General features: G+C 61.4%; 20 protein-coding genes. 12 read left to right on the plus strand and 8 right to left on the minus strand.

Annotated elements, in window-relative coordinates; all coding sequences use genetic code 11:
• Positions 1-5: 5 nt before the first annotated feature.
• Positions 6-380 carry a hypothetical protein gene (locus DY251_RS15960; RefSeq protein ID WP_245416009.1) on the minus strand — a complete coding sequence of 125 codons (375 nt, stop codon included), beginning with the start codon at positions 378-380 and terminating at the stop codon, positions 6-8.
• Here DY251_RS15960 and DY251_RS15965 point away from each other — a divergent pair.
• Positions 314-2,029 carry a Tn3 family transposase gene (locus DY251_RS15965; RefSeq protein ID WP_245415996.1) on the plus strand — a complete coding sequence of 572 codons (1,716 nt, stop codon included), beginning with the start codon at positions 314-316 and terminating at the stop codon, positions 2,027-2,029. The genes DY251_RS15960 and DY251_RS15965 overlap by 67 nt on opposite strands.
• A gap of 9 nt (positions 2,030-2,038) precedes the next feature.
• Here DY251_RS15965 and DY251_RS15970 read toward each other — a convergent pair whose 3' ends face one another.
• Complete coding sequence (locus DY251_RS15970) at positions 2,039-2,440, minus strand: copper chaperone PCu(A)C (RefSeq protein ID WP_116624921.1); 402 nt, start codon at positions 2,438-2,440, stop codon at positions 2,039-2,041.
• Positions 2,441-2,588: 148 nt separating this feature from the next.
• Here DY251_RS15970 and DY251_RS15975 point away from each other — a divergent pair, with 148 nt between their 5' ends.
• Entirely contained in the window at positions 2,589-3,002 is a 414-nt protein-coding gene (locus DY251_RS15975; RefSeq protein WP_116624922.1) for a MerR family transcriptional regulator, read from the plus strand.
• Between the two features lie 4 nt (positions 3,003-3,006).
• Here DY251_RS15975 and DY251_RS15980 read toward each other — a convergent pair whose 3' ends face one another.
• On the minus strand, positions 3,007-3,450 hold the full coding sequence (locus DY251_RS15980; protein WP_116624923.1) for a YqaA family protein: 444 nt from the start codon (positions 3,448-3,450) through the stop codon (positions 3,007-3,009).
• Positions 3,451-3,596: 146 nt separating this feature from the next.
• Positions 3,597-4,046 carry a manganese-binding transcriptional regulator MntR gene (mntR, locus tag DY251_RS15985; RefSeq protein ID WP_116624924.1) on the minus strand — a complete coding sequence of 150 codons (450 nt, stop codon included), beginning with the start codon at positions 4,044-4,046 and terminating at the stop codon, positions 3,597-3,599.
• Between the two features lie 170 nt (positions 4,047-4,216).
• On the opposite strand from mntR, the gene DY251_RS15990 reads away from it, so the two are divergent.
• On the plus strand, positions 4,217-5,347 hold the full coding sequence (locus tag DY251_RS15990) for a multicopper oxidase domain-containing protein (protein ID WP_116624925.1): 1,131 nt from the start codon (positions 4,217-4,219) through the stop codon (positions 5,345-5,347).
• Positions 5,344-6,555, plus strand: a complete 1,212-nt coding sequence (locus tag DY251_RS15995) for a ZIP family metal transporter (RefSeq protein ID WP_116624926.1) — start codon at positions 5,344-5,346, stop codon at positions 6,553-6,555. Before DY251_RS15990 ends, DY251_RS15995 begins: the two co-directional genes overlap by 4 nt.
• A gap of 111 nt (positions 6,556-6,666) precedes the next feature.
• Here DY251_RS15995 and DY251_RS16000 read toward each other — a convergent pair whose 3' ends face one another.
• Both DY251_RS16000 and DY251_RS21790 read right to left on the minus strand, forming a co-directional pair.
• Entirely contained in the window at positions 6,667-7,170 is a 504-nt protein-coding gene (locus DY251_RS16000) for a hypothetical protein (RefSeq protein WP_245415997.1), read from the minus strand.
• Positions 7,171-7,244: 74 nt separating this feature from the next.
• Positions 7,245-7,643 carry an endonuclease/exonuclease/phosphatase family protein gene (locus tag DY251_RS21790; RefSeq protein WP_245415998.1) on the minus strand — a complete coding sequence of 133 codons (399 nt, stop codon included), beginning with the start codon at positions 7,641-7,643 and terminating at the stop codon, positions 7,245-7,247.
• Between the two features lie 756 nt (positions 7,644-8,399).
• Between DY251_RS21790 and DY251_RS16010 the strand changes: the two genes are divergently transcribed.
• The 7 genes from DY251_RS16010 (at position 8,400) to DY251_RS16040 (ending at position 14,492) form a co-directional block, all read left to right on the plus strand.
• A complete protein-coding gene (locus DY251_RS16010; protein WP_116624927.1) occupies positions 8,400-10,709 on the plus strand; it encodes a heavy metal translocating P-type ATPase in 2,310 nt (769 codons plus the stop codon).
• A gap of 92 nt (positions 10,710-10,801) precedes the next feature.
• The gene (locus tag DY251_RS16015; protein WP_245415999.1) at positions 10,802-11,308 is read left to right on the plus strand and encodes a copper chaperone PCu(A)C; all 507 of its coding nucleotides are present in this window, start codon (positions 10,802-10,804) and stop codon (positions 11,306-11,308) included.
• Complete coding sequence (locus DY251_RS16020) at positions 11,305-11,910, plus strand: SCO family protein (protein WP_116624928.1); 606 nt, start codon at positions 11,305-11,307, stop codon at positions 11,908-11,910. The genes DY251_RS16015 and DY251_RS16020 overlap by 4 nt, the downstream gene beginning before the upstream one ends.
• Before the next feature lie 20 nt (positions 11,911-11,930).
• Positions 11,931-12,380 carry a disulfide bond formation protein B gene (locus DY251_RS16025; protein WP_116624929.1) on the plus strand — a complete coding sequence of 150 codons (450 nt, stop codon included), beginning with the start codon at positions 11,931-11,933 and terminating at the stop codon, positions 12,378-12,380.
• The gene (locus DY251_RS16030) at positions 12,377-13,039 is read left to right on the plus strand and encodes a DsbA family protein (protein WP_116624930.1); all 663 of its coding nucleotides are present in this window, start codon (positions 12,377-12,379) and stop codon (positions 13,037-13,039) included. The genes DY251_RS16025 and DY251_RS16030 overlap by 4 nt, the downstream gene beginning before the upstream one ends.
• A gap of 61 nt (positions 13,040-13,100) precedes the next feature.
• Positions 13,101-13,679 carry a hypothetical protein gene (locus tag DY251_RS16035; protein WP_245416000.1) on the plus strand — a complete coding sequence of 193 codons (579 nt, stop codon included), beginning with the start codon at positions 13,101-13,103 and terminating at the stop codon, positions 13,677-13,679.
• Between the two features lie 84 nt (positions 13,680-13,763).
• The gene (locus DY251_RS16040; protein WP_116625015.1) at positions 13,764-14,492 is read left to right on the plus strand and encodes a heparan-alpha-glucosaminide N-acetyltransferase; all 729 of its coding nucleotides are present in this window, start codon (positions 13,764-13,766) and stop codon (positions 14,490-14,492) included.
• 242 nt (positions 14,493-14,734) lie between these two features.
• Here DY251_RS16040 and DY251_RS16045 read toward each other — a convergent pair.
• Positions 14,735-15,861 (minus strand): IS3 family transposase gene (locus DY251_RS16045; protein WP_116624931.1). Its coding sequence is split into 2 segments (ribosomal slippage): positions 14,735-15,621 and positions 15,621-15,861, totalling 1,128 coding nucleotides; the frame shifts between segments, so codons are not numbered across the junction.
• Here DY251_RS16045 and DY251_RS21975 point away from each other — a divergent pair.
• Positions 15,847-16,774, plus strand: a protein-coding gene (locus tag DY251_RS21975; protein ID WP_425373311.1) for an IS630 family transposase whose coding sequence is annotated in 2 segments (ribosomal slippage) — positions 15,847-16,169 and positions 16,168-16,774 — 930 coding nt in all. Because the reading frame shifts where the segments join, the coding sequence is not laid out codon by codon here. The two genes, DY251_RS16045 and DY251_RS21975, sit on opposite strands and share 15 nt — an antisense overlap.
• Positions 16,775-16,804: 30 nt before the next feature.
• Here DY251_RS21975 and DY251_RS16060 read toward each other — a convergent pair.
• Complete coding sequence (locus tag DY251_RS16060) at positions 16,805-17,281, minus strand: DUF305 domain-containing protein (RefSeq protein WP_116624934.1); 477 nt, start codon at positions 17,279-17,281, stop codon at positions 16,805-16,807.
• Positions 17,282-17,304: the final 23 nt, after the last annotated feature.

Genomic DNA, 17,304 nt, shown 5'->3' on the forward strand with positions numbered 1-17,304 from the left:
GCACCTCAGAAATCGAAATCTGTGCTGATCCCGCGTTTCAGCAACAATGGCTGTGAAGCGTGATCTTCGAAATGGCTGGTCTTGCCGATGCGCGTACGCAGCTTCAGGAAGACGGTCTGATTGTTATAGGCGTCTGCAGCCCGGGATAGCAGGAAGTTGCGCGATAGCTCGCGCTCGCGCGGGTTCTCGGACGCGAAATCGAACTCCAGCTCGGCTTCGTCAGAGATAAGCGTTTCATCGTCGGCAAAGATTGCAGCATAGACCTGCCGGGGCTGCTGTTTCTGCGTTCGAGGGCAGCCGCGTCGCCAAACCGTTGCTGGATGCCGTCGCTGTTCTTGCGGAAATCGGCGGAGACAAACGCCGGCGACTGCCAGAGACAATACCGCTCGCCCATATCGAGCGGCGCTGGCGACGTCATGTCTTCACAAACGGTTCGATTGACCGCACATGCTACGAGCTTGCGACATACTTCGGCCTAGCAAACGCATTGGCGAGCGGAATCGTATGGGTTCCGACCTCACGTATCCATCGGTCGCTGGATGACCTTCTGGCTAATGACAAGGCGGACAGCAACGCGTTGCAGGCACATCCAGACGTCGACGCGGACACATACCTGCACGCGCGTGCTTCGATACTGGATACCGCCTTGCTGTCAGTGGCCGAGGGCTTCGCGGCCAGGGAACCGATGCTGTTCGCGGGCGGGCGGCTGCGCTTCCCGAAGGATCAGGGTGACGGCGAGCACGACGATAGCGCGGCCGCCATCGGCGCCCTTTACCGCATGATGCCCCACGTCCGCATCACCGATCTTCTCGATCAGATCAATCTGTGGACAGGTTTTGCGGAGCATTTTACGCATGTCTCGACGGGCCTGCCGCCAACCGACATGCGGGCGTTCATGGCGACCCTGATCGCGGAAGCGACGAATCTCGGCCTGTCCCGAATGGCTGAAGTCAGCGGCGCGGGATCACGGCGTGCTCTCCTGCGCATGCAGATGTGGCACATGCGCGAAGAAACCTTCCGCGCGGCTCTTGCCAACTTGACGGACGCCATTCACGCGGAGCCGATCGCCGCCTGGTTCGGCGAAGGCTGGCGCGCATCGGCAGATGGACAAGCATTCTATCTCGGCGGGCCGGGTGAAGCAGGTGGCGCCGTCAACGCCCACTACGGGCGGGATCCGATCGTCAAGATCTACACCACGATCACCGACAGGTATGCCCCGCTCCACCAGAAGGTGATCGCCGGCACCGCAAGCGAGGCCGTGCATTCCCTTGACGGCATCCTGGGTCACGAGAGCGGCGTCGATATTGCCGCCTTTCATGTCGATGGCGGCGGTGTCTCGGATATCGTCTTCGCCGTCATGCATCTGCTCGGCCTGTCGTTCGAGCCCCGCATCCCGCGCCTCTCGGACCGCAAGCTCTATGCATTCGAACCCAAGTCAAAATACGGTGCTCTCGCGCCCTTATTCGGGAATCGGCTGAACCCGCAGTTGATCCGCGCGCACTGGGACGAAATCCAGAGAGTGATCCATGCGCTGCGGCACAAGGCCGTCACGCCTTCATTGATCCTGAGGAAGCTCTCGGCGTATCGGCAGCAGAACAGTCTTGCCGCCGCGCTGCGCGAGATCGGCCGGATCGAGCGCACGCTGTTCACCTTGCGCTGGTTCGAAGATCCTGGCCTGCGTAGACTCGTCACGACGGAACTCAACAAGGGGGAGGCGCGGAACTCCCTCTCCAGGGCGATCGCTTTCCATCGTCTGGGGCGTTTCCGGGATCGCGGCCAAGAAAACCAGTCAAGCAGAGCAGCCGCACTCAACCTCGTCACGGCCGCCATTGTCCTGTTCAACTGCCGCTACCTTGGACGGATACTGAAGGAAACGAAGTCACGAGGAGCGAAGATCGAAGACACAATCACGGCCCGCCTTTCTCCGCTCGGCTGGGACCACATCAACATCACCGGCGACTACATCTGGTCCGAAACCTTGCCGCTCGACACCGATGGGTATCTGCCGCTGCGCAGCAATCAGGCTTGATTGCCATGCCTACCGTATATCCGTGTCCCAATAATGTACCGGTGCCTTCAGCGCAAGGCGAATGCCACCGCGCCGCATCGATAGTTCTGCGTGTCCGGGGATCTGCACGATTCCGGGGGCTACGCTGGTTTCGCCCGTACGAAAGTCCGTTTGCAGAATCACGATGGTGCCGAACGCTTCACTCTCAATCGAAGCTAGGCTCGCCTGAACGGCCGTCCCATTCCAGATGGTCACATAACCTTCCACCTTGCCACCATCTAAGCCTGCCAGTGCCAGTTCGGCGTGCTCCACGACCAACTCTGCTGGCGGATTGATGTGATCGATCGGGCCGGCAGAAGCCGTTGCAGAAGCGCTAGCGACAACGACTGGTACGATCAGACTCGAAATTGCTCTCCGACACGCCCAGTTCATCGTTGCTCTTCCCCCAATTTCGCCGAGAACATCAGCCTTTGCCAGAATTTGGGCCGATCGATGAACGGTGCCCGATCAAGAATGCGGCAAATGAACGCGATTGCAAATCAGCGTCCTTGTGACAATCTATAGGAACTGGAGGTCTACAATGCTGACCATTGGAGAATTATCGCGTCGGACAGGGGTGAAGGTTCCAACCATCCGCTACTACGAACAGATGGGCCTAATGGCGGCCGCTGAGCGATCGGAAGGCAATCAACGGCGTTACGAAGCTCGTGATCGCGATCGCTTGTCCTTCATCAAGCATGCCCGCGATCTGGGTTTTACGATCGAGGCCATTCGCGAGTTGCTCGACCTGAGTGCCCATCCGGAACTTCCATGCGCCGATGCGGATAACATCGCCGTTCGCCAATTAGAGGCCGTCCGCGACAAGATCGCAAAGCTTCGGCTGCTCGAGCAGGAGCTGAGTCGCATCGCGACACGCTGCCATGGAGACCAGGTCAAGGATTGTTACGTGATCCAGTCCCTGGCGAACCACGAGTTGTGCAAGACGGAACATTGAGCCACTACGACCCGATCAGTCCGAAGGTCGCCAGTGCCAGCAAGATATATCGACCCGTCTTGGCGATCGTAACGAGCACCAGAAAGCTCCATAGCGGTTCACGAAGAATGCCGGCTGCCACCGTCAGCGCATCGCCACCGATCGGCGCCCAGCTCAGCAGAAGGCTCCAACGTCCCCAGCGACGATACCAGCCGGTGGCACGGTCGAGTGCTGCCGGGCTTACCGGAAACCAGCGCTTGTCACGAAAGCGCTCAACCCCCCGACCGAGCGACCAATTGACCACTGCGCCGAGCACATTGCCGAGGCTTGCTACAGCGACGAGGAGGACCGGTGATTGCATTCCGGCGACCAGCAGCCCCACGAGCGCGGTTTCCGACTGAGCCGGGAGAATCGTGGCCGCGATGAACGCGACGGTGAATAGCCCGCCAAGAATGGCGATATCATCCATCGCAGATGCAACTGGGATGCGTCGCCACATGCACGTGCGAGCGGCCAGGTGACATAACGGTCATCGATAGCGGAGGGGACACGGAGGAAAACGCCACCACATGCTTTTCCCGCCGCTACCGCGTTTGGCGAGTATGAGCATGGTCTCTACCGCTTCAGGTACACCCGGAACGCTTCGAGCGTCTCGGCGCTAACATGGTGTTCGATGCCTTCCGCGTCGATCCTCGCGGTCTCGGGACTGATCCCGAGCGCGCACAAGAAGGATTCAACGACCTGATGCCGCTCGCGGCTCACGCGTGCGAGTTCCTTACCCTCCTCCGTCAGAAATACTCCACGATAGCGCCGCTGCTGGATCAATCCCTCTGTCGCAAGACGCTTCAGCATCTTGGCGACCGTGGGCTGCGCGACGCCGAGCCTCTGGGCAATATCGACCTGGCGGGCCTCGCCGTCATGATCGATCAGATCGGCGATGAGCTCCACATAATCCTCTACAAGTTCGGTTCGCCGGTTGCTGCGGGTCTGTCGGAAGCTCTCGACATGCGTGCCGGCGTCCACCAGCCCAACATGGGTCTCATCGGCTGTCGTCCGATCATTCATCCGGCTTCCCTCGTCCTGCGCATTCCGCAAATCGGAAAATATCTTAGCCGAGGCTATAGGTCATTCCTAGCGCGCTGCTCTCAAATCGCAGAGACAGGCGGATAAACATAGCCATTGCTATCTTTCAGATGTCGTGCTTCTCTTAATTGCAATAGCTAAGAGGGATTCTGATGAGAAGCTGGCTACCGTTCGATCTCAGACGTAGAGGGTTCCTGGGCGCCGGTCTTTTGGCCGCCGGCGGGGCCGCTTTCACCGCGCGCACTGCCCTTGGCCAAACTGCCCACCCGGCCGGACATGGCGGCGGTACAGCGCAGGCCGACGCCAACTCGGTCGTCCCGGCGCATCGTGTCGCTCATGGCGCAATGATCACGGTCGGCGACGTCGACGATGTCCGAAACGGCTTCGATCCGACCGCCATGCTGACCGACTGGGACACGGGCACCGTTTCCACCTTGCCCGACGGCCGGCGGCTGCGGACCTTCGAGGTCACGGCGGAAGACAAGGAAATCGAGATCGCGCCGGGCGTCATGTTCCCGGCCTGGACGTTCAATGGTCGGGTTCCCGGACCAGCACTAAGGGCGATTGAAGGCGAGCAGTTGCGCATCGTCTTCCGCAACGATGGTTCTCACCCCCACTCGATGCACTTCCATGGGATTCATGCCGCGCGCATGGACGGCGTTCCCGGCGCGGGGTTGATCGGGCCCGGTGAGGAGTTCATCTACGAGTTCGAGGCGAAGCCCTTCGGCTGCCACCTCTATCATTGCCATGCACTGCCGTTGGCGCGGCATATCCACAAGGGCATGTACGGGCTGTTCGTCGTCGACCCGGACCCCGACCGTCATCCTGACCTTGCAGATGTGGCGCGATCCCGGCTGCTCGGCACGCCGGAAAACGCCCGCTGGCAGGAGCTTGCCATGGTGATGAACGCCTTCGACACCACCTTCGACGGCGAGAACGAGTTCTACGCCTGCAACACGATCGCACACTGCTACGCCGAGAAACCGATCAGGATCGAGAAGCACCGTCCGGTGCGCGTCTACCTCGTGAACATCACCGAGTTCGACCCGATCAATTCGTTTCACTTGCATGCAAACTTCTTCGACTATTACGACCAAGGCACCACGCTGACGCCGACGCTGAAAACCGTCGACGTCATCATGCAGTGCCAGGCGCAGCGGGGCATCCTGGAGTTCACCTTCGCCGACCACGAGCCAGGCCTTTACATGTTCCACGCCCACCAGTCGGAGTTCACCGAGCTCGGCTGGATGGGGATGTTCGACGTCGTCGAGGCGGTGTCATGAACGAGAACTTCACGACTGACCCGAGTGCCGTCACGGTGGCCCTGCCGAAAGGCTCACGCTGGCAGCCGGCGATCTGGGTGATCCTGCCGCTCGCTGTGCTGGCTGCCGCGATCTGGTGGCTGACCGCCACCAATCCCCTCTCCCGATTCGACAATGGCGCGCCGCCGGTGGAATCCCTGACCGTCGAGCGGACGATCCTCGACCACAACGGGTTACGTTTGCTGGTCCGCGCCGGCGGCTCCGAGCCGATGACGATCGCGCAGGTGCAGGTCGATGCGGCCTATTGGGAATTCGTGCAGGAACCGTCCGGACAGATCGCCAGAGGCGAGACGGCATGGCTTAGCCTGCCGTTTCCGTGGGTGACGGGAGAGGCCCATCTCGTCACCTTCGTAACCAACACCGGCGCGACGTTCGATCACCCCATACCAGTAGCCGTGGCGACTCCATCCGTCACCTCAGGCAACCTCGTATCGCAGGCCATTCTCGGCGCGTTCGTCGGCATCCTGCCAGTCGCCATCGGGCTAATGTTCTACCCGGCGCTTCGCGGCGCGGGACCCGCGACCATGGATTTCCTGCTGGCCATGACTGTCGGCCTGCTCGGCTTCCTGATCGTCGATACCTTGGAGGATTCGCTTGAGTTCGCATCGCAGGCGGCTGCGATCTTCCAGGGCCAGGCCATGGTCGTGCTGACGGCGGCGGCGAGCTTCCTCATCCTGATGGCGGTCTCGCGGCGGCAAGGCAGTCCGACGGGAGTGGCGCTCGCGACTTACATCGCGCTCGGCATCGGCCTCCACAACCTTGGCGAAGGGCTGGCCATTGGCGCCGCCTTCGCGGCAGGCGCCGCAGGGCTCGGAACGTTCCTTGTGATCGGCTTCACGCTCCACAACATCACCGAGGGCATCGGCATCGCTGCCCCAATCCTGAAGGTGAGACCGCCGCTGTGGGCGTTCGCGGCTCTTGCGCTGCTGGCAGGCGGGCCGGCTGTCGTGGGCATCTGGATCGGCAGCCTTGCCTATGCACCGCAATGGTCGGCGCTGGCGCTGGCGATCGGCGCCGGTGCGATCCTCCAGGTCATCTTAGAGGTCGGTGCGCTGCTGGTGCGCAGCCGCGGAGGCGCCAGCGCCGCTCTCGGATCTATGCCCGTGTTGGCGGGGCTCGCCGTTGGCGTAGGGTTCATGTACCTGACGGCAATGCTCGTGAAGATCTGATACACCTTGGCGAATTGGTGACGACTAACAAGCTGGGTCTTTGTGGCCTATGATAACAGGGAAAGACCATGCTGGTAGCCCGCATCGCGCTCGTTCCAACACAATGTCGTCTTAAGCCTCCGTTTCTTCGTCCGTGAACCGGCAGTAATAGGTCACTCTGTCGGCCGGCGAATCGGTCGACGGCACGTCACGCAGCAGCACGGTCAGAACGGGGCTTCCCGTCGGCGCAGTGATGGACCCTTTTATTGTGATCGTCGGGTGATCGTCGGGGATCAACTCGAAGGCGGTCTCGGCGCCGACCGTCCGGCCCAGGCGCAACTTGCCCGAGTCGTAGTCCCCTTCCGCCGAAAAGGTGGGCTCCATTCTGTCTTGCGAGAGAAAGAGATAGAATTCCAGCTCCGAGTCTTGCGGGACACGTCCCCAGAGCCATGCTTCAGCTTTTTCTCGTGACGGTCTCACGCGGCTGACCAGTGCTTTACAGTCCTCCGGAGACGGCAGCTCCGCCTGATCGGGATACCACAGGAAAACGCCGGTCGGAGAGCTCGCTGCCGCATCATCTGCTGCGGATATCCCGACCGCTACGAAAAGAGCACATGCTGCTTTCTTGAGCCCCATCGTCTACCTAACTCCATGCGGGCCAAAAGAAGACGGGCTCGTCTCGGCTTGGCCAGCGACAGACTATCGGAATTTCACCGCAGGATCGACAGGCGCGCGATGACCGGCAGATGGTTCGAACCGAACGTCGGACCCATGAGCAATTCGCTAAGTCCCACATTCGGCGACACGACGATGCGGTCGATCGGCGTACCGATTTGAGTCAGTGACCACAGGCGGATGCTGAATCGTGTCGGTGCCGGCCACCAGCGCGCCTCTGTCGTTCGGTATCCGGTCGAGGACAGAAAATCCCTGAAAAAAGGCGACCAGGGCGGCGTGTTCCAGTCCCCGGCGACGATGACCCGCGCGTCGGTCGGCTCGGCTCTCAGTGCCCGTTCCAGGTCGCGGAGATACGCCGCTCGTTGCCGCCACATGCGCGTGCTTCGCGGCGTCTGTGGATGGACCGCATAGACAATGACCGTGCGTTCGTTCACGAGCAGCTCGAACCGAACAGCATATCTGCCGCCGGTATCCGTGCTCTCGGGAGAAAACGGTCCGCGCGTCCAGAATGGGGAACCGGCTGAGGAGATTCATGTCGGTGTTGCTCTCAAGGTCGCGGCTGCTCTCGAAGGCCCACCGACCGCTGGCCAGCAACGCACCCTGCCAGGTCGAGGTCACTTCCTGCAGTACGAGGATGTCGGCACTCGCCACAGCGGGGATTGCCAGGAAATCCGCCGGGTCGGGATTGTGGACATAAACGTTGGCGGCGACGACGCTGACGGGCGTTCCCGCAGTAGACGGCGCCGGCGGCGGCAAGAAAAGAAAGGGAATGGCAGCCAACACGAGCGCGATTGTTCCAGCGACCTTCGTCGACCGTCGCGGCAGCGCCAGGCCGACCACGAGAGCACTATGCCGGCCACCAGGAGGTGGGGTCGTATGAATAGGCGAGATCCGCGAGCCACAGGTATCGGGAAAGGCCCATCGAACTCAGCAACGCGCCAGAAAACCCGAGTTGAGCGGTAACGACAACAATGACGCAAAGCCTGAAAATCTGACGGCCAAACGAGAATGAGAGCAATTTTCCATCTCTGACGATAGCTCCTCGGGACCGGGACTATTCTGGAGAAGCCTTGGTTTGCCAATGAGCCAATCTGGCGCACGATTTGGGCGAGATTCATGAACAAAAGTCTTGACCCTCTAGCTGCTAGAGGTCGTATGCGTCTGCTCCTGAGAGAGATGGAGTAGAACGGATGACCGTTGCAGAACGCCAGACCCGCTTCAGGGTGGAGGGCATGGATTGCGCGAGTTGCGCCTCCAAGATCGACAAGGCGGTCCGACGCATTCCCGATGTCGCCGATGTCAGTGTTTCCGTCGTCGCAGGCACGATGACGGTGAAGCATGGCGATACGGTCGACCTCGAAGCGCTCGCGCGCAAGGTCGGCAGCTTAGGATACAGGGCAGCGCTGATTGCGCCCGTCACGGCAAAGACTGGGTCGGTCGGCGAGACCGAGCACGGCGACGGCGCGCATAGGCCAGGCTGTAGCCATGATCATGCCGCACATGACCACAAACACGGCCAAAAAGACGATCACGGAAAAGATGCTCAACCTGGTGCGCACGAAACAGCGCCGAAAAAGACATCGGACGCGCTGGAGGGCATGCACGGTCACGATCACGGTCCCCAAGACGGCCCCTGGTGGAGCACGTCAAAGGCAAGGCTGACCATTGTCTGCTTCCTCGCGCTGGCGGTCGCCTTTGGAATTGGCCAGCTTTATCCGCAGACGCAGCCCTGGGGTTTCATCGTGGCCATGGCCGTGGGCCTCATTCCCATCGCGCGGCGTGCGTTATCCGGAGCTATGAACGGAAGCCCGTTCTCCATCGAGACCCTAATGACGGTCGCGGCGGTGGGCGCCGTCATCATCAATGCGGCCGAGGAGGCCGCGGTTGTCGTTGTCCTGTTCCTGATCGGCGAACTGCTCGAAGGCATCGCGACCGGACGCGCGCGCGCCAGCATCCGTGCCTTGGCGACGCTGATGCCCAGGACTGCTCTTCTGGAACTAGACGGGACGACGCAGACCGTTCCGGCAGACAGCCTGAGCGTCGATTCGCTCGTGCTTGTCCGCCCAGGAGACCGCGTGCCGGCGGACGGCATCGTCGAATCCGGAGAGAGCGCGGTCGATGAAGCGCCGGTGACAGGCGAGTCCATCCCGAAGCGGAAGGAAGTCGGAGACAAGGTATTTGCGGGAACGGTGAACCAGGAAGGCGTGCTTCGGGTTCGTGTCACTGCAGCAGCGGCTGACAACACCATTTCTCGCATCATCGCGTTGGTTGAGGAGGCGCAGGAATCGAAGGCCCCGACCGAGCGGTTCATTGACCGTTTCTCCAAATACTACACGCCCGGCGTCATGGTCGTCGCCGCGCTGATCGCGATCCTTCCGCCGCTGCTTGGCGGCGCGGAATGGAATACCTGGATCTACCGCGGACTCGCAGTGCTGCTGATCGGTTGCCCGTGCGCGCTTGTCATCTCGACGCCGGCGGCGATCGCTGCGGCACTCTCGGCCGGCGCGCGCCGCGGGCTGTTGATGAAGGGCGGCGCGGTTCTGGAAAACCTGGGCAAGGTCGACCGCGTCGCTTTCGACAAGACGGGCACGCTCACCGAGGGCAAGCCGAAGGTCACGGACATAATCGGCGTAGCGCGTGACGAGAAAGAGGTCCTGCGGCTTGCCGCGGCGCTCGAGGCCGGTTCGAGCCACCCGCTTGCCGTCGCCATCCTGGCGAGGGCGGCGACCGACAACGTACTGGTCGGGAGCGCCACCGATGCAGGAGCTGTCGGCGGCAAGGGTGTCGTCGGCAAGGTCGACGGTATCGAACTCTTCCTGGCATCGCCGCGTGCGGCGGCGGAAAAGATAGCCCTCGACGACACGCTCTCGGCACGGATCGCCGCCCTCAACGACGAGGGCAAGACGGTGTCGGTGCTGCTTGCGGGCGACGAGATAACCGGGTTGATCGCCATGCGGGATGAGCCACGCGAGGATGCGAAGGAGGGCATCGCCGCGTTGGCCAGGCTCGGAGCGGATGCCGTCATGCTGACCGGCGACAATACCCGCACCGCCAACGCCATCGCCGCCTCGCTCGGGATGGAGGCTAAGGCAGAACTCATGCCGCAGGACAAGCAGCGCATCGTCGGCGAGATGCGCGCATCCGGCAAGTTCGTCGCCAAGGTCGGCGACGGCATCAATGACGCCCCAGCCCTCGCCGCCGCCGACATCGGTATCGCCATGGGCAGTGGGACCGATGTGGCGTTGGAAACAGCGGACGCGGCCGTGCTGCATGGCCGCGTGAAGGACGTGGCGAACATGGTCGCTCTCTCGCGCGCCACGATGCGCAACATCCTCCAGAACATCACCATCTCGCTCGGGCTCAAGGCGGTGTTCCTCGTCACCACGGTGCTCGGCGTGACCGGGCTCTGGCCGGCGATCCTGGCCGACACCGGCGCCACGGTTCTGGTGACGGCAAATGCGATGCGGCTGCTCGCATGGAAGGGCATTCGCGAGACCTGATCGGGAAGATGTGCGGCGATGTGCGGACTGTGCCGGGAGGCGTTCTGGATGCACAAGACCCACCAGCAAAGAGAACATATGGAGGAAGCGGCTTGTCCTGTTTCAACAAAGTCGCCATCGCATTAGGCCTTGCGTCGATCACGATACTGTCTTCCTCGGCCGCATCGGCGCACGACTTCTCGGCGGGCGATATCAGGATCGGCCATCCGTGGTCGCGCATCGCTCCGGCCGCCGCTCCGGTCATGGGTGCATACCTTACTTTGACCAATGCGGGACCGGAAGCCGACACCCTGGTCGGTGGATCGACGCCTCTGGCCGAACGGATCGAGATTCATCAAATGAGCATCGAGGGTGGCGTGGCGCGCATGCGGTCGCTTCCCGATGGTATCGAAATCGCGCCCGGCGCGTCCGTCGATCTTGCGCCAGGTGGCGCGCATCTGATGTTCATCAAACCTGCTCGGCCCTTTGCCGAAGGTGACCGCATCGAGGCGACGCTGGAGTTTGCGCGTGCCGGCTCTGTCAGGGTCGAATTCGTGGTTCAAAGGAACGCAGCGAAGGAGCCGGACCGAGCTGACGATCATGGCGGTCACACGCCATGAACCGGGTTAGGCTCTTCCGCATCTGTGTGTGGGGAGTAGTCATCGTACTTGCCGGCTTCCTGCTGGTATCGACACAGCTGTCGGAACAGCAAGCTCCTGCCGAAGCCTCGACCGGAACAGCTCGGGTCGGCGGGCCATTCTCGCTGACGTCGCACGAGGGAGAGCGGCTCGACAATCGATCGCTGGCCGGACGGCCCTACCTCGTCTTCTTCGGGTTCACTCACTGTCCCGAAATCTGCCCGACGACATTGTTCGAACTGACCGACCTGATGTCGGAACTGGGTGCGGACGCTGATAAGTTCGAGGTGCTGTTCATTACCGTGGATTCGGAACGCGACACGCAGGAGCTTCTGGCGAGCTACATGACCTCGTTCGACAGCCGCATCACCGCGTTGCGAGGATCGTCTGAGGAGACGGAGACAGCGCTAAAGGCTTTCTCCGCCTATGCGAAGAAGGTCCCCCTGGAGGGTGGGCAGTACACGATGGATCACACCACCGGCGTCTATCTCATCAAAGGCGACGGGAGCTTCGGTGGCATTCTCGACATGCATGAGCCGCGCGAAACCAGGCTGCAGAAGCTGCGCCGGCTTGTCAGCTCGTAGCGAGGTCTGACGCTGTGCAGATGCTGAACAAGGTCTCGAATCAGACGGTCGACCAGCGCAATACCTGGTGCCTGTTCCTGGCATGGCTGATTGCGGTCGCGGCCACATTTGCCGCGCTGTTCATCGGAGAGATTCTGGGCCAGCCGCCCTGCAACCTCTGCTGGTTCCAGCGCGTGTTCATGTTCCCGCTTGCCATCATCCTCGGAATCGCGGTGTTCAGGCTCGATCCCGCGATCAAGCTCTACGCCCTGCCGCTTGCAGGCTTCGGCATGGCGGTCGCCGGCTTCCATACCCTGCTCTATTTCGGCCTCATCGAGGAGGCCATAGTCCCCTGCGCCCGCAACGGCCCGTCCTGCTCGGGCGATGCGATGACGATCATGGGCGGTATGCCGCTGCCTCTGATCTCGCTGCTCTGCTTCACGGCCATAGCCGGGCTTCTCACCTTGTGCCGCCCTGGAGTTTTCCGATGAACCGTCGACAGACTATCGTCATTTCCGCCGCTGCCGCCGCTGCTGCCATTTTCGGAGCGTCAGCATTCTACTACGACAGAAGTGGTCGCAACGCTCAGGAGGGCGCCGGCCCGGACGGTAGCGACGTCTATATGCGCCCGCACTCGCCCGTGATCGGGAAGGCGGATGCTTCGGTCACCATCGTCGAATTCTTCGATCCGTCCTGTGAAGCTTGTCGGGCCTTCTACCCAATCGTCAAGAACATCCTTGCGCAGTACCCCGAGGATGTCAGGCTCGTGCTGCGCTATGCGGCTTTCCACGAGGGGTCGGATCAGGCGGTCGGCATCCTCGAAGCTGCCCGCCGGCAAGATCTCTTCGAGCCCGTGCTGGAAGCCCTGCTCGCCGCTCAGCCCGAATGGGCGCTGCACGGTAGCCCCAATCTCGACCGTGCCTGGCAAGCGGCGGCTTCGGCTGGCCTGGATGTGGAGCGCGCCCGCGGCGATCTGTCGTCTGTCGAGATCGCGGCGGTGCTCGACCAGGACACAAAGGATGTGAAGACGCTTGGAGTGGAGCAGACGCCGACCTTCTTCGTCAACGGCAAGAGCATGGAGTCCTTCGGTCCGCAACAACTTCTCAATCTTGTCGAGAGCGAAGTGACCCGGACCGGTCAAGGCGGCTGACCACGGAGGCCGGCATGTGGGGCAACCCTGATTGGGAATCACAAGAGGACTGCGAAATCCTGTGAGCAAGCATCCCGCAACCGTGCTCACAGCCTTGCTGTTCACCCTGGCCGTTCTCGCTCTGGGTTATGCTGCCTTCGGCTTTTGGACCATGCTGATTTTCACTTCGGGCTTTTTGGGCGGCTTTCTTCTCTGGCTGCTCTTCCCGGCGACGGTGGCTTTCAGCGCGATCAAGATCCCGTATTTTCTCACCCTGGTGCTCTTCATTCTCCACCGTATCGAAGAATATCTGTCCGGCTTCTTCGACAGGCTGTCAGCGATAACCGGAGTCCAGAAACCCGAGGTTGCTTCCTGGGAGGTCGTGTTGCTGCTTCTGCTCTCGGTCGGAGCCTGGTTACTCATTCCATGGGCGATGGGGCGCGGATATCGGTTCGGAACCTATCTCGCGTGGACCTTCTTCGCTGCCATGGGCATCACCGAACTCGCACACTTCGTCGTGTTCCCATGGTTCGCGCCCTCGCCACTTGCCTATTTCCCCGGCATGGCGAGCGTCGTTCTGCTCGCTCCGGTCGCGTGGTGGGGCATGCGGCGGCTGGCTGCTGCGCAGCGACAGCGGTCTGAAGACAGCGCGTTCCAGTGACGGCGCCGACCTGATTTCGCCCAGGGGATCGAACCTCAACCGGGATGAGCTTGTAGATTGCCGGTTGGCTTGAGGGACGTCGGATTGGATCGATTGCAACGCATTCCCACGATAGACATCATCCGCGGCATCGCCATCGGCGGTGTCGTATTGTTTCACGTCGTCTGGGATCTCGAATTCGCCGGCCTCATCGACGGTGTGGCAAGGCACCCGGCATGGCTAGTGTTTGGCCGCAGCCTAGCAGGGACATTCATGGTCCTCGTGGGGGTGAGTCTTGTCCTGGCGCACCGTGGCGAGATCCGTTGGGGCTCGTTTTCCCGGCGTCTCGGGACGATTCTCCTGGCGGCGGCGGCGATTACAGTCGTCACCCGTCTCGCATTCCCGGCCAACTTTGTCTATTTCGGGATTCTCCACGCCATCGCGGTTGCGACGCTCATCGGGGCACTCTTCCTCGGAGCCTCGGCACTGATCTGTCTAGCCGTTGGCACTCTGGTTCTCATCCTGCCCCTCGTGCTGGAATCCTCGACCTTCGACATGAGGTGGCTGGCCTGGATTGGCTTTGCCGCGCAGCCCCCGCCCAGTAACGACTTTGTGCCGGTTTTCCCTTGGGTCGGCCTGACGCTGCTTGGAATGGCCGCTATGAAATGGACCTCCGCTTGGCCTGTCAAAACCCGTCTTGTGCAGCAGGCCCATCCCAGCAGGTTTGCCCGGACATTCGCGTGGATGGGCAGAAGGAGCCTTCCAATCTATCTGGTGCACCAACCGATCCTGCTCGCAATCATCCTGCCTTTGTCATGGTGGCTCTTGGGGTAACCAGGAAGCCGGCGGAGTCTGTCCGCCCTAGAGCGGTTTGCATTTTGACGGAATCCGGATTCCCAAGAAGGCGCAAATCAGATTCGATGTTCCGACCGTTGGAGGTCGGGACGGATGGCGACGACTTATTCGATGGATCTGCGGGAGCGGGCGTTGGCCCGCCTTGAAGCAGGCGAGACGAGCTACGAGGTGGCGGCGGCATTGAAGGTTGAATAGCCCCGAGTTTCGTGGACACCCTTGGGTTACATTTCCTGCTGCCGTTCGAACTCGACGGGTGACAGCATCCCGTTCCTGACGTGCTTGCGCCTTGGGTTGTAGAACATCTCGATGTAGTCGAACACGTCCTGCCTTGCCTCGTCGCGTGTTCGGTAGGTCCTGCGCCTGATCCTCTCGCGCTTGAGGAGATTGAAGAAGCTCTCTGCCACAGCGTTGTCGTGGCAGTTTCCGCGTCGGCTCATCGAATGCTCCAGTTTGTGGTGCTTCAGGAAGGCCGCCCAGTCCATGCTGGTGAATTGCGAGCCCTGATCCGAATGGACCAGGACGCTGCTCTTCGGCCTTCGACGCCACACCGCCATAAGCAATGCCTGCAGCACGACGTCGGTGGTCTGCCGGCTCTGCAATGACCAGCCGATGACGCGGCGCGAGAACAGGTCGATCACCACGGCCAGATAGGCAAAGCCCTCCTCGGTCCGGATGTAGGTGATGTCTGTCACCCACGCCCTGTCCGGCGCATCGACATCGAACTGCCGGGCAAGGGTGTTGTCGACCACGACCGACGGCTTGCCACCATAGGAGCCAGGCCGACGCTTGTAGCCGATCTGCGCCTTGATCCCGGCCATCCTGGCGAGACGAGCGATGCGGTTGGCGCAACTGGTCTCGCCCTGATCAAGGAGATCGTCATGCAGTTTGCGATAGCCGTAGACCCTGCCGCTTTCCTTCCAGGCCTTGCTCAGAAGCTCGGTCTGACGGGCATCTTCCCGAGCCCGTTTGCTCAGCGGGTTCTTCAGCCAGGCGTAAAACCCGCTGGGTCGGATGCGCAGGCAGCGGCACATCGCACGCACCGTGAACTGGTGGCGATGCTCGGCAACAAACGCGTATCTCACTTTGCATCCTTGGCGAAATACGCGGTGGCTTTTTTTAGGATGTCGCGCTCCTCGGTGACGCGCGCCAGTTCCTTCTTCAGACGACGTATCTCTGCCGCCTGATCCTCATCGCCTCCTGATGGCTTCGAGAACTTCTTCTTCCACGCGTAGAGCGAGTGTGGGCTCACGCCCAGCCGCTGCGACACCTCAGCAACCGGATAACCACGCTCGGTGATCTGTGCGACCGCATCGCGCTTGAAATCTTCAGTGAAATTGCCAGACCGCATCCGGGCCTCCTTGCCTCAAAATTAGGGAAGAAGGTGTCCAAAAATCTAGGGGCTATTCAGATTGCCGTATCGAGCGTGATCAAGTGGGCGGCGCGCAAGCGCCGTCTGGGCAGCGCGGCGCCCGGCAAGATGGGCGGCCACCGGCCCTATCTGATCAGCGGGGAGCATCGTTTATTCGTCCTGGGCGAAGTCGAGCGCGATCCGAATGTTACGCTTCACCAGCTGACGGCGGCGCTGGCCGCCCGCGGTCTGCACATCCACCCTGCCAGCGTCGGCCGCTTCCTGCATCGCGAGGGCAAGAGCTTCAAAAAAAACCGTTCTGCCGGCCGAGCAGCTCAGGCCGAAGCTTAAGCGCCGACGCGCGCAGTGGACCCGCTATCAGACCCGCATTGATCCAACACGCCTGGTCTTCATCGACGAGACCTGGGTGAAGACCAACATGACGCCGCTGCGTGGCTGGAGCGCGCGCGGCAAGCGCCTTGTCGCCCACGCGCCCTATGGCCATTGGAAGACCATGACCTTCATCGCCGCGCTCCGGCATGATCGCGTTGATGCGCCTTGGGTCCTCAATGGACCCATCAACGGCGAGGCCTTCCGCCTCTATGTCGAAACCCAACTCATCAAAACCTTGAAGCCGGGCGACATCGTCGTGCTCGACAATCTCGGCTCCCACAAGGGCGTTGCCGTCCGCGACATCGTCAGGGCCGCCGGCGCAAGGCTCTTCTTCCTGCCGCCCTACAGCCCCGACCTCAATCCGATCGAGCAACTGTTCGCCAAGTTCAAGCACTTCATGCGCCGCGCCGCCACACGAACTGTCGAAGCCGTTCACAACGCAATCGCCCAAACCCTCGAGGCCGTCACAGCGACGGAATGCCAAAACTACATCGAAAACGCAGGCTATAAGTCAACCTAAATGCGAAAGGCTCTAGCGCCGACGTCTGTTCTAAATTCGCTCGAGAATAGCTTTCATCACGGCGATTTCTTCCTGTTGGGCGGGAACGATCTGCCCGCACAGCTCGATGATTTCTGGATCCTTGAGGCTGGCCTGTTCGCACATAAGCACCGCACCGGAGTGATGCGGGATCATAGCCCGTAGGAACTCCTCGTCATCGATCGCTGCCTGCGCCCGCATGCCGTAGAAGCTGCCCGCGAGCACCGCGGCCGCCACTGCGATGATCGCCAGGTTTGCATTGCGCGACGGGAACATCGAACGCATGGAGACCAGCATGACGATCGCCATCGGCGCCACCATCATAAGCGTCATGTAGACGTTGTTGAGGTTGGGATAGAAATCATCGAGCGTGGCGATCATCGTGTACATGACGAGGTACATGATGACGAAGTCGACCGCGAGCTCGACCGCAAAACGGCCGTACATTCCGCTGCCTGAATGGCCTTCGTGACCACGACCTTTTTCCATCCGTGCTTTCTCCGTTCTTCAGG

The sequence above is a fragment of the Mesorhizobium denitrificans genome, assembly GCF_003403035.1.
Classification (GTDB): Bacteria; Pseudomonadota; Alphaproteobacteria; order Rhizobiales; family Rhizobiaceae; genus Mesorhizobium_G; species Mesorhizobium_G denitrificans.

Coding starts and splice junctions, on each gene's coding strand:
- DY251_RS15995 (WP_116624926.1), top strand. CDS start 5,344: ATGAACGAGAACTTCACGACTGACCCGAGTGCCGTCACGGTGGCCCTG.
- DY251_RS16020 (WP_116624928.1), top strand. CDS start 11,305: ATGAACCGGGTTAGGCTCTTCCGCATCTGTGTGTGGGGAGTAGTCATC.
- DY251_RS15990 (WP_116624925.1), top strand. CDS start 4,217: ATGAGAAGCTGGCTACCGTTCGATCTCAGACGTAGAGGGTTCCTGGGC.
- DY251_RS16010 (WP_116624927.1), top strand. CDS start 8,400: ATGACCGTTGCAGAACGCCAGACCCGCTTCAGGGTGGAGGGCATGGAT.
- DY251_RS16030 (WP_116624930.1), top strand. CDS start 12,377: ATGAACCGTCGACAGACTATCGTCATTTCCGCCGCTGCCGCCGCTGCT.
- DY251_RS15975 (WP_116624922.1), top strand. CDS start 2,589: ATGCTGACCATTGGAGAATTATCGCGTCGGACAGGGGTGAAGGTTCCA.
- DY251_RS16025 (WP_116624929.1), top strand. CDS start 11,931: ATGCTGAACAAGGTCTCGAATCAGACGGTCGACCAGCGCAATACCTGG.
- DY251_RS16000 (WP_245415997.1), bottom strand. CDS start 7,170: ATGGGGCTCAAGAAAGCAGCATGTGCTCTTTTCGTAGCGGTCGGGATA.
- DY251_RS16060 (WP_116624934.1), bottom strand. CDS start 17,281: ATGGAAAAAGGTCGTGGTCACGAAGGCCATTCAGGCAGCGGAATGTAC.
- mntR (WP_116624924.1), bottom strand. CDS start 4,046: ATGAATGATCGGACGACAGCCGATGAGACCCATGTTGGGCTGGTGGAC.
- DY251_RS15980 (WP_116624923.1), bottom strand. CDS start 3,450: ATGGATGATATCGCCATTCTTGGCGGGCTATTCACCGTCGCGTTCATC.
- DY251_RS15970 (WP_116624921.1), bottom strand. CDS start 2,440: ATGAACTGGGCGTGTCGGAGAGCAATTTCGAGTCTGATCGTACCAGTC.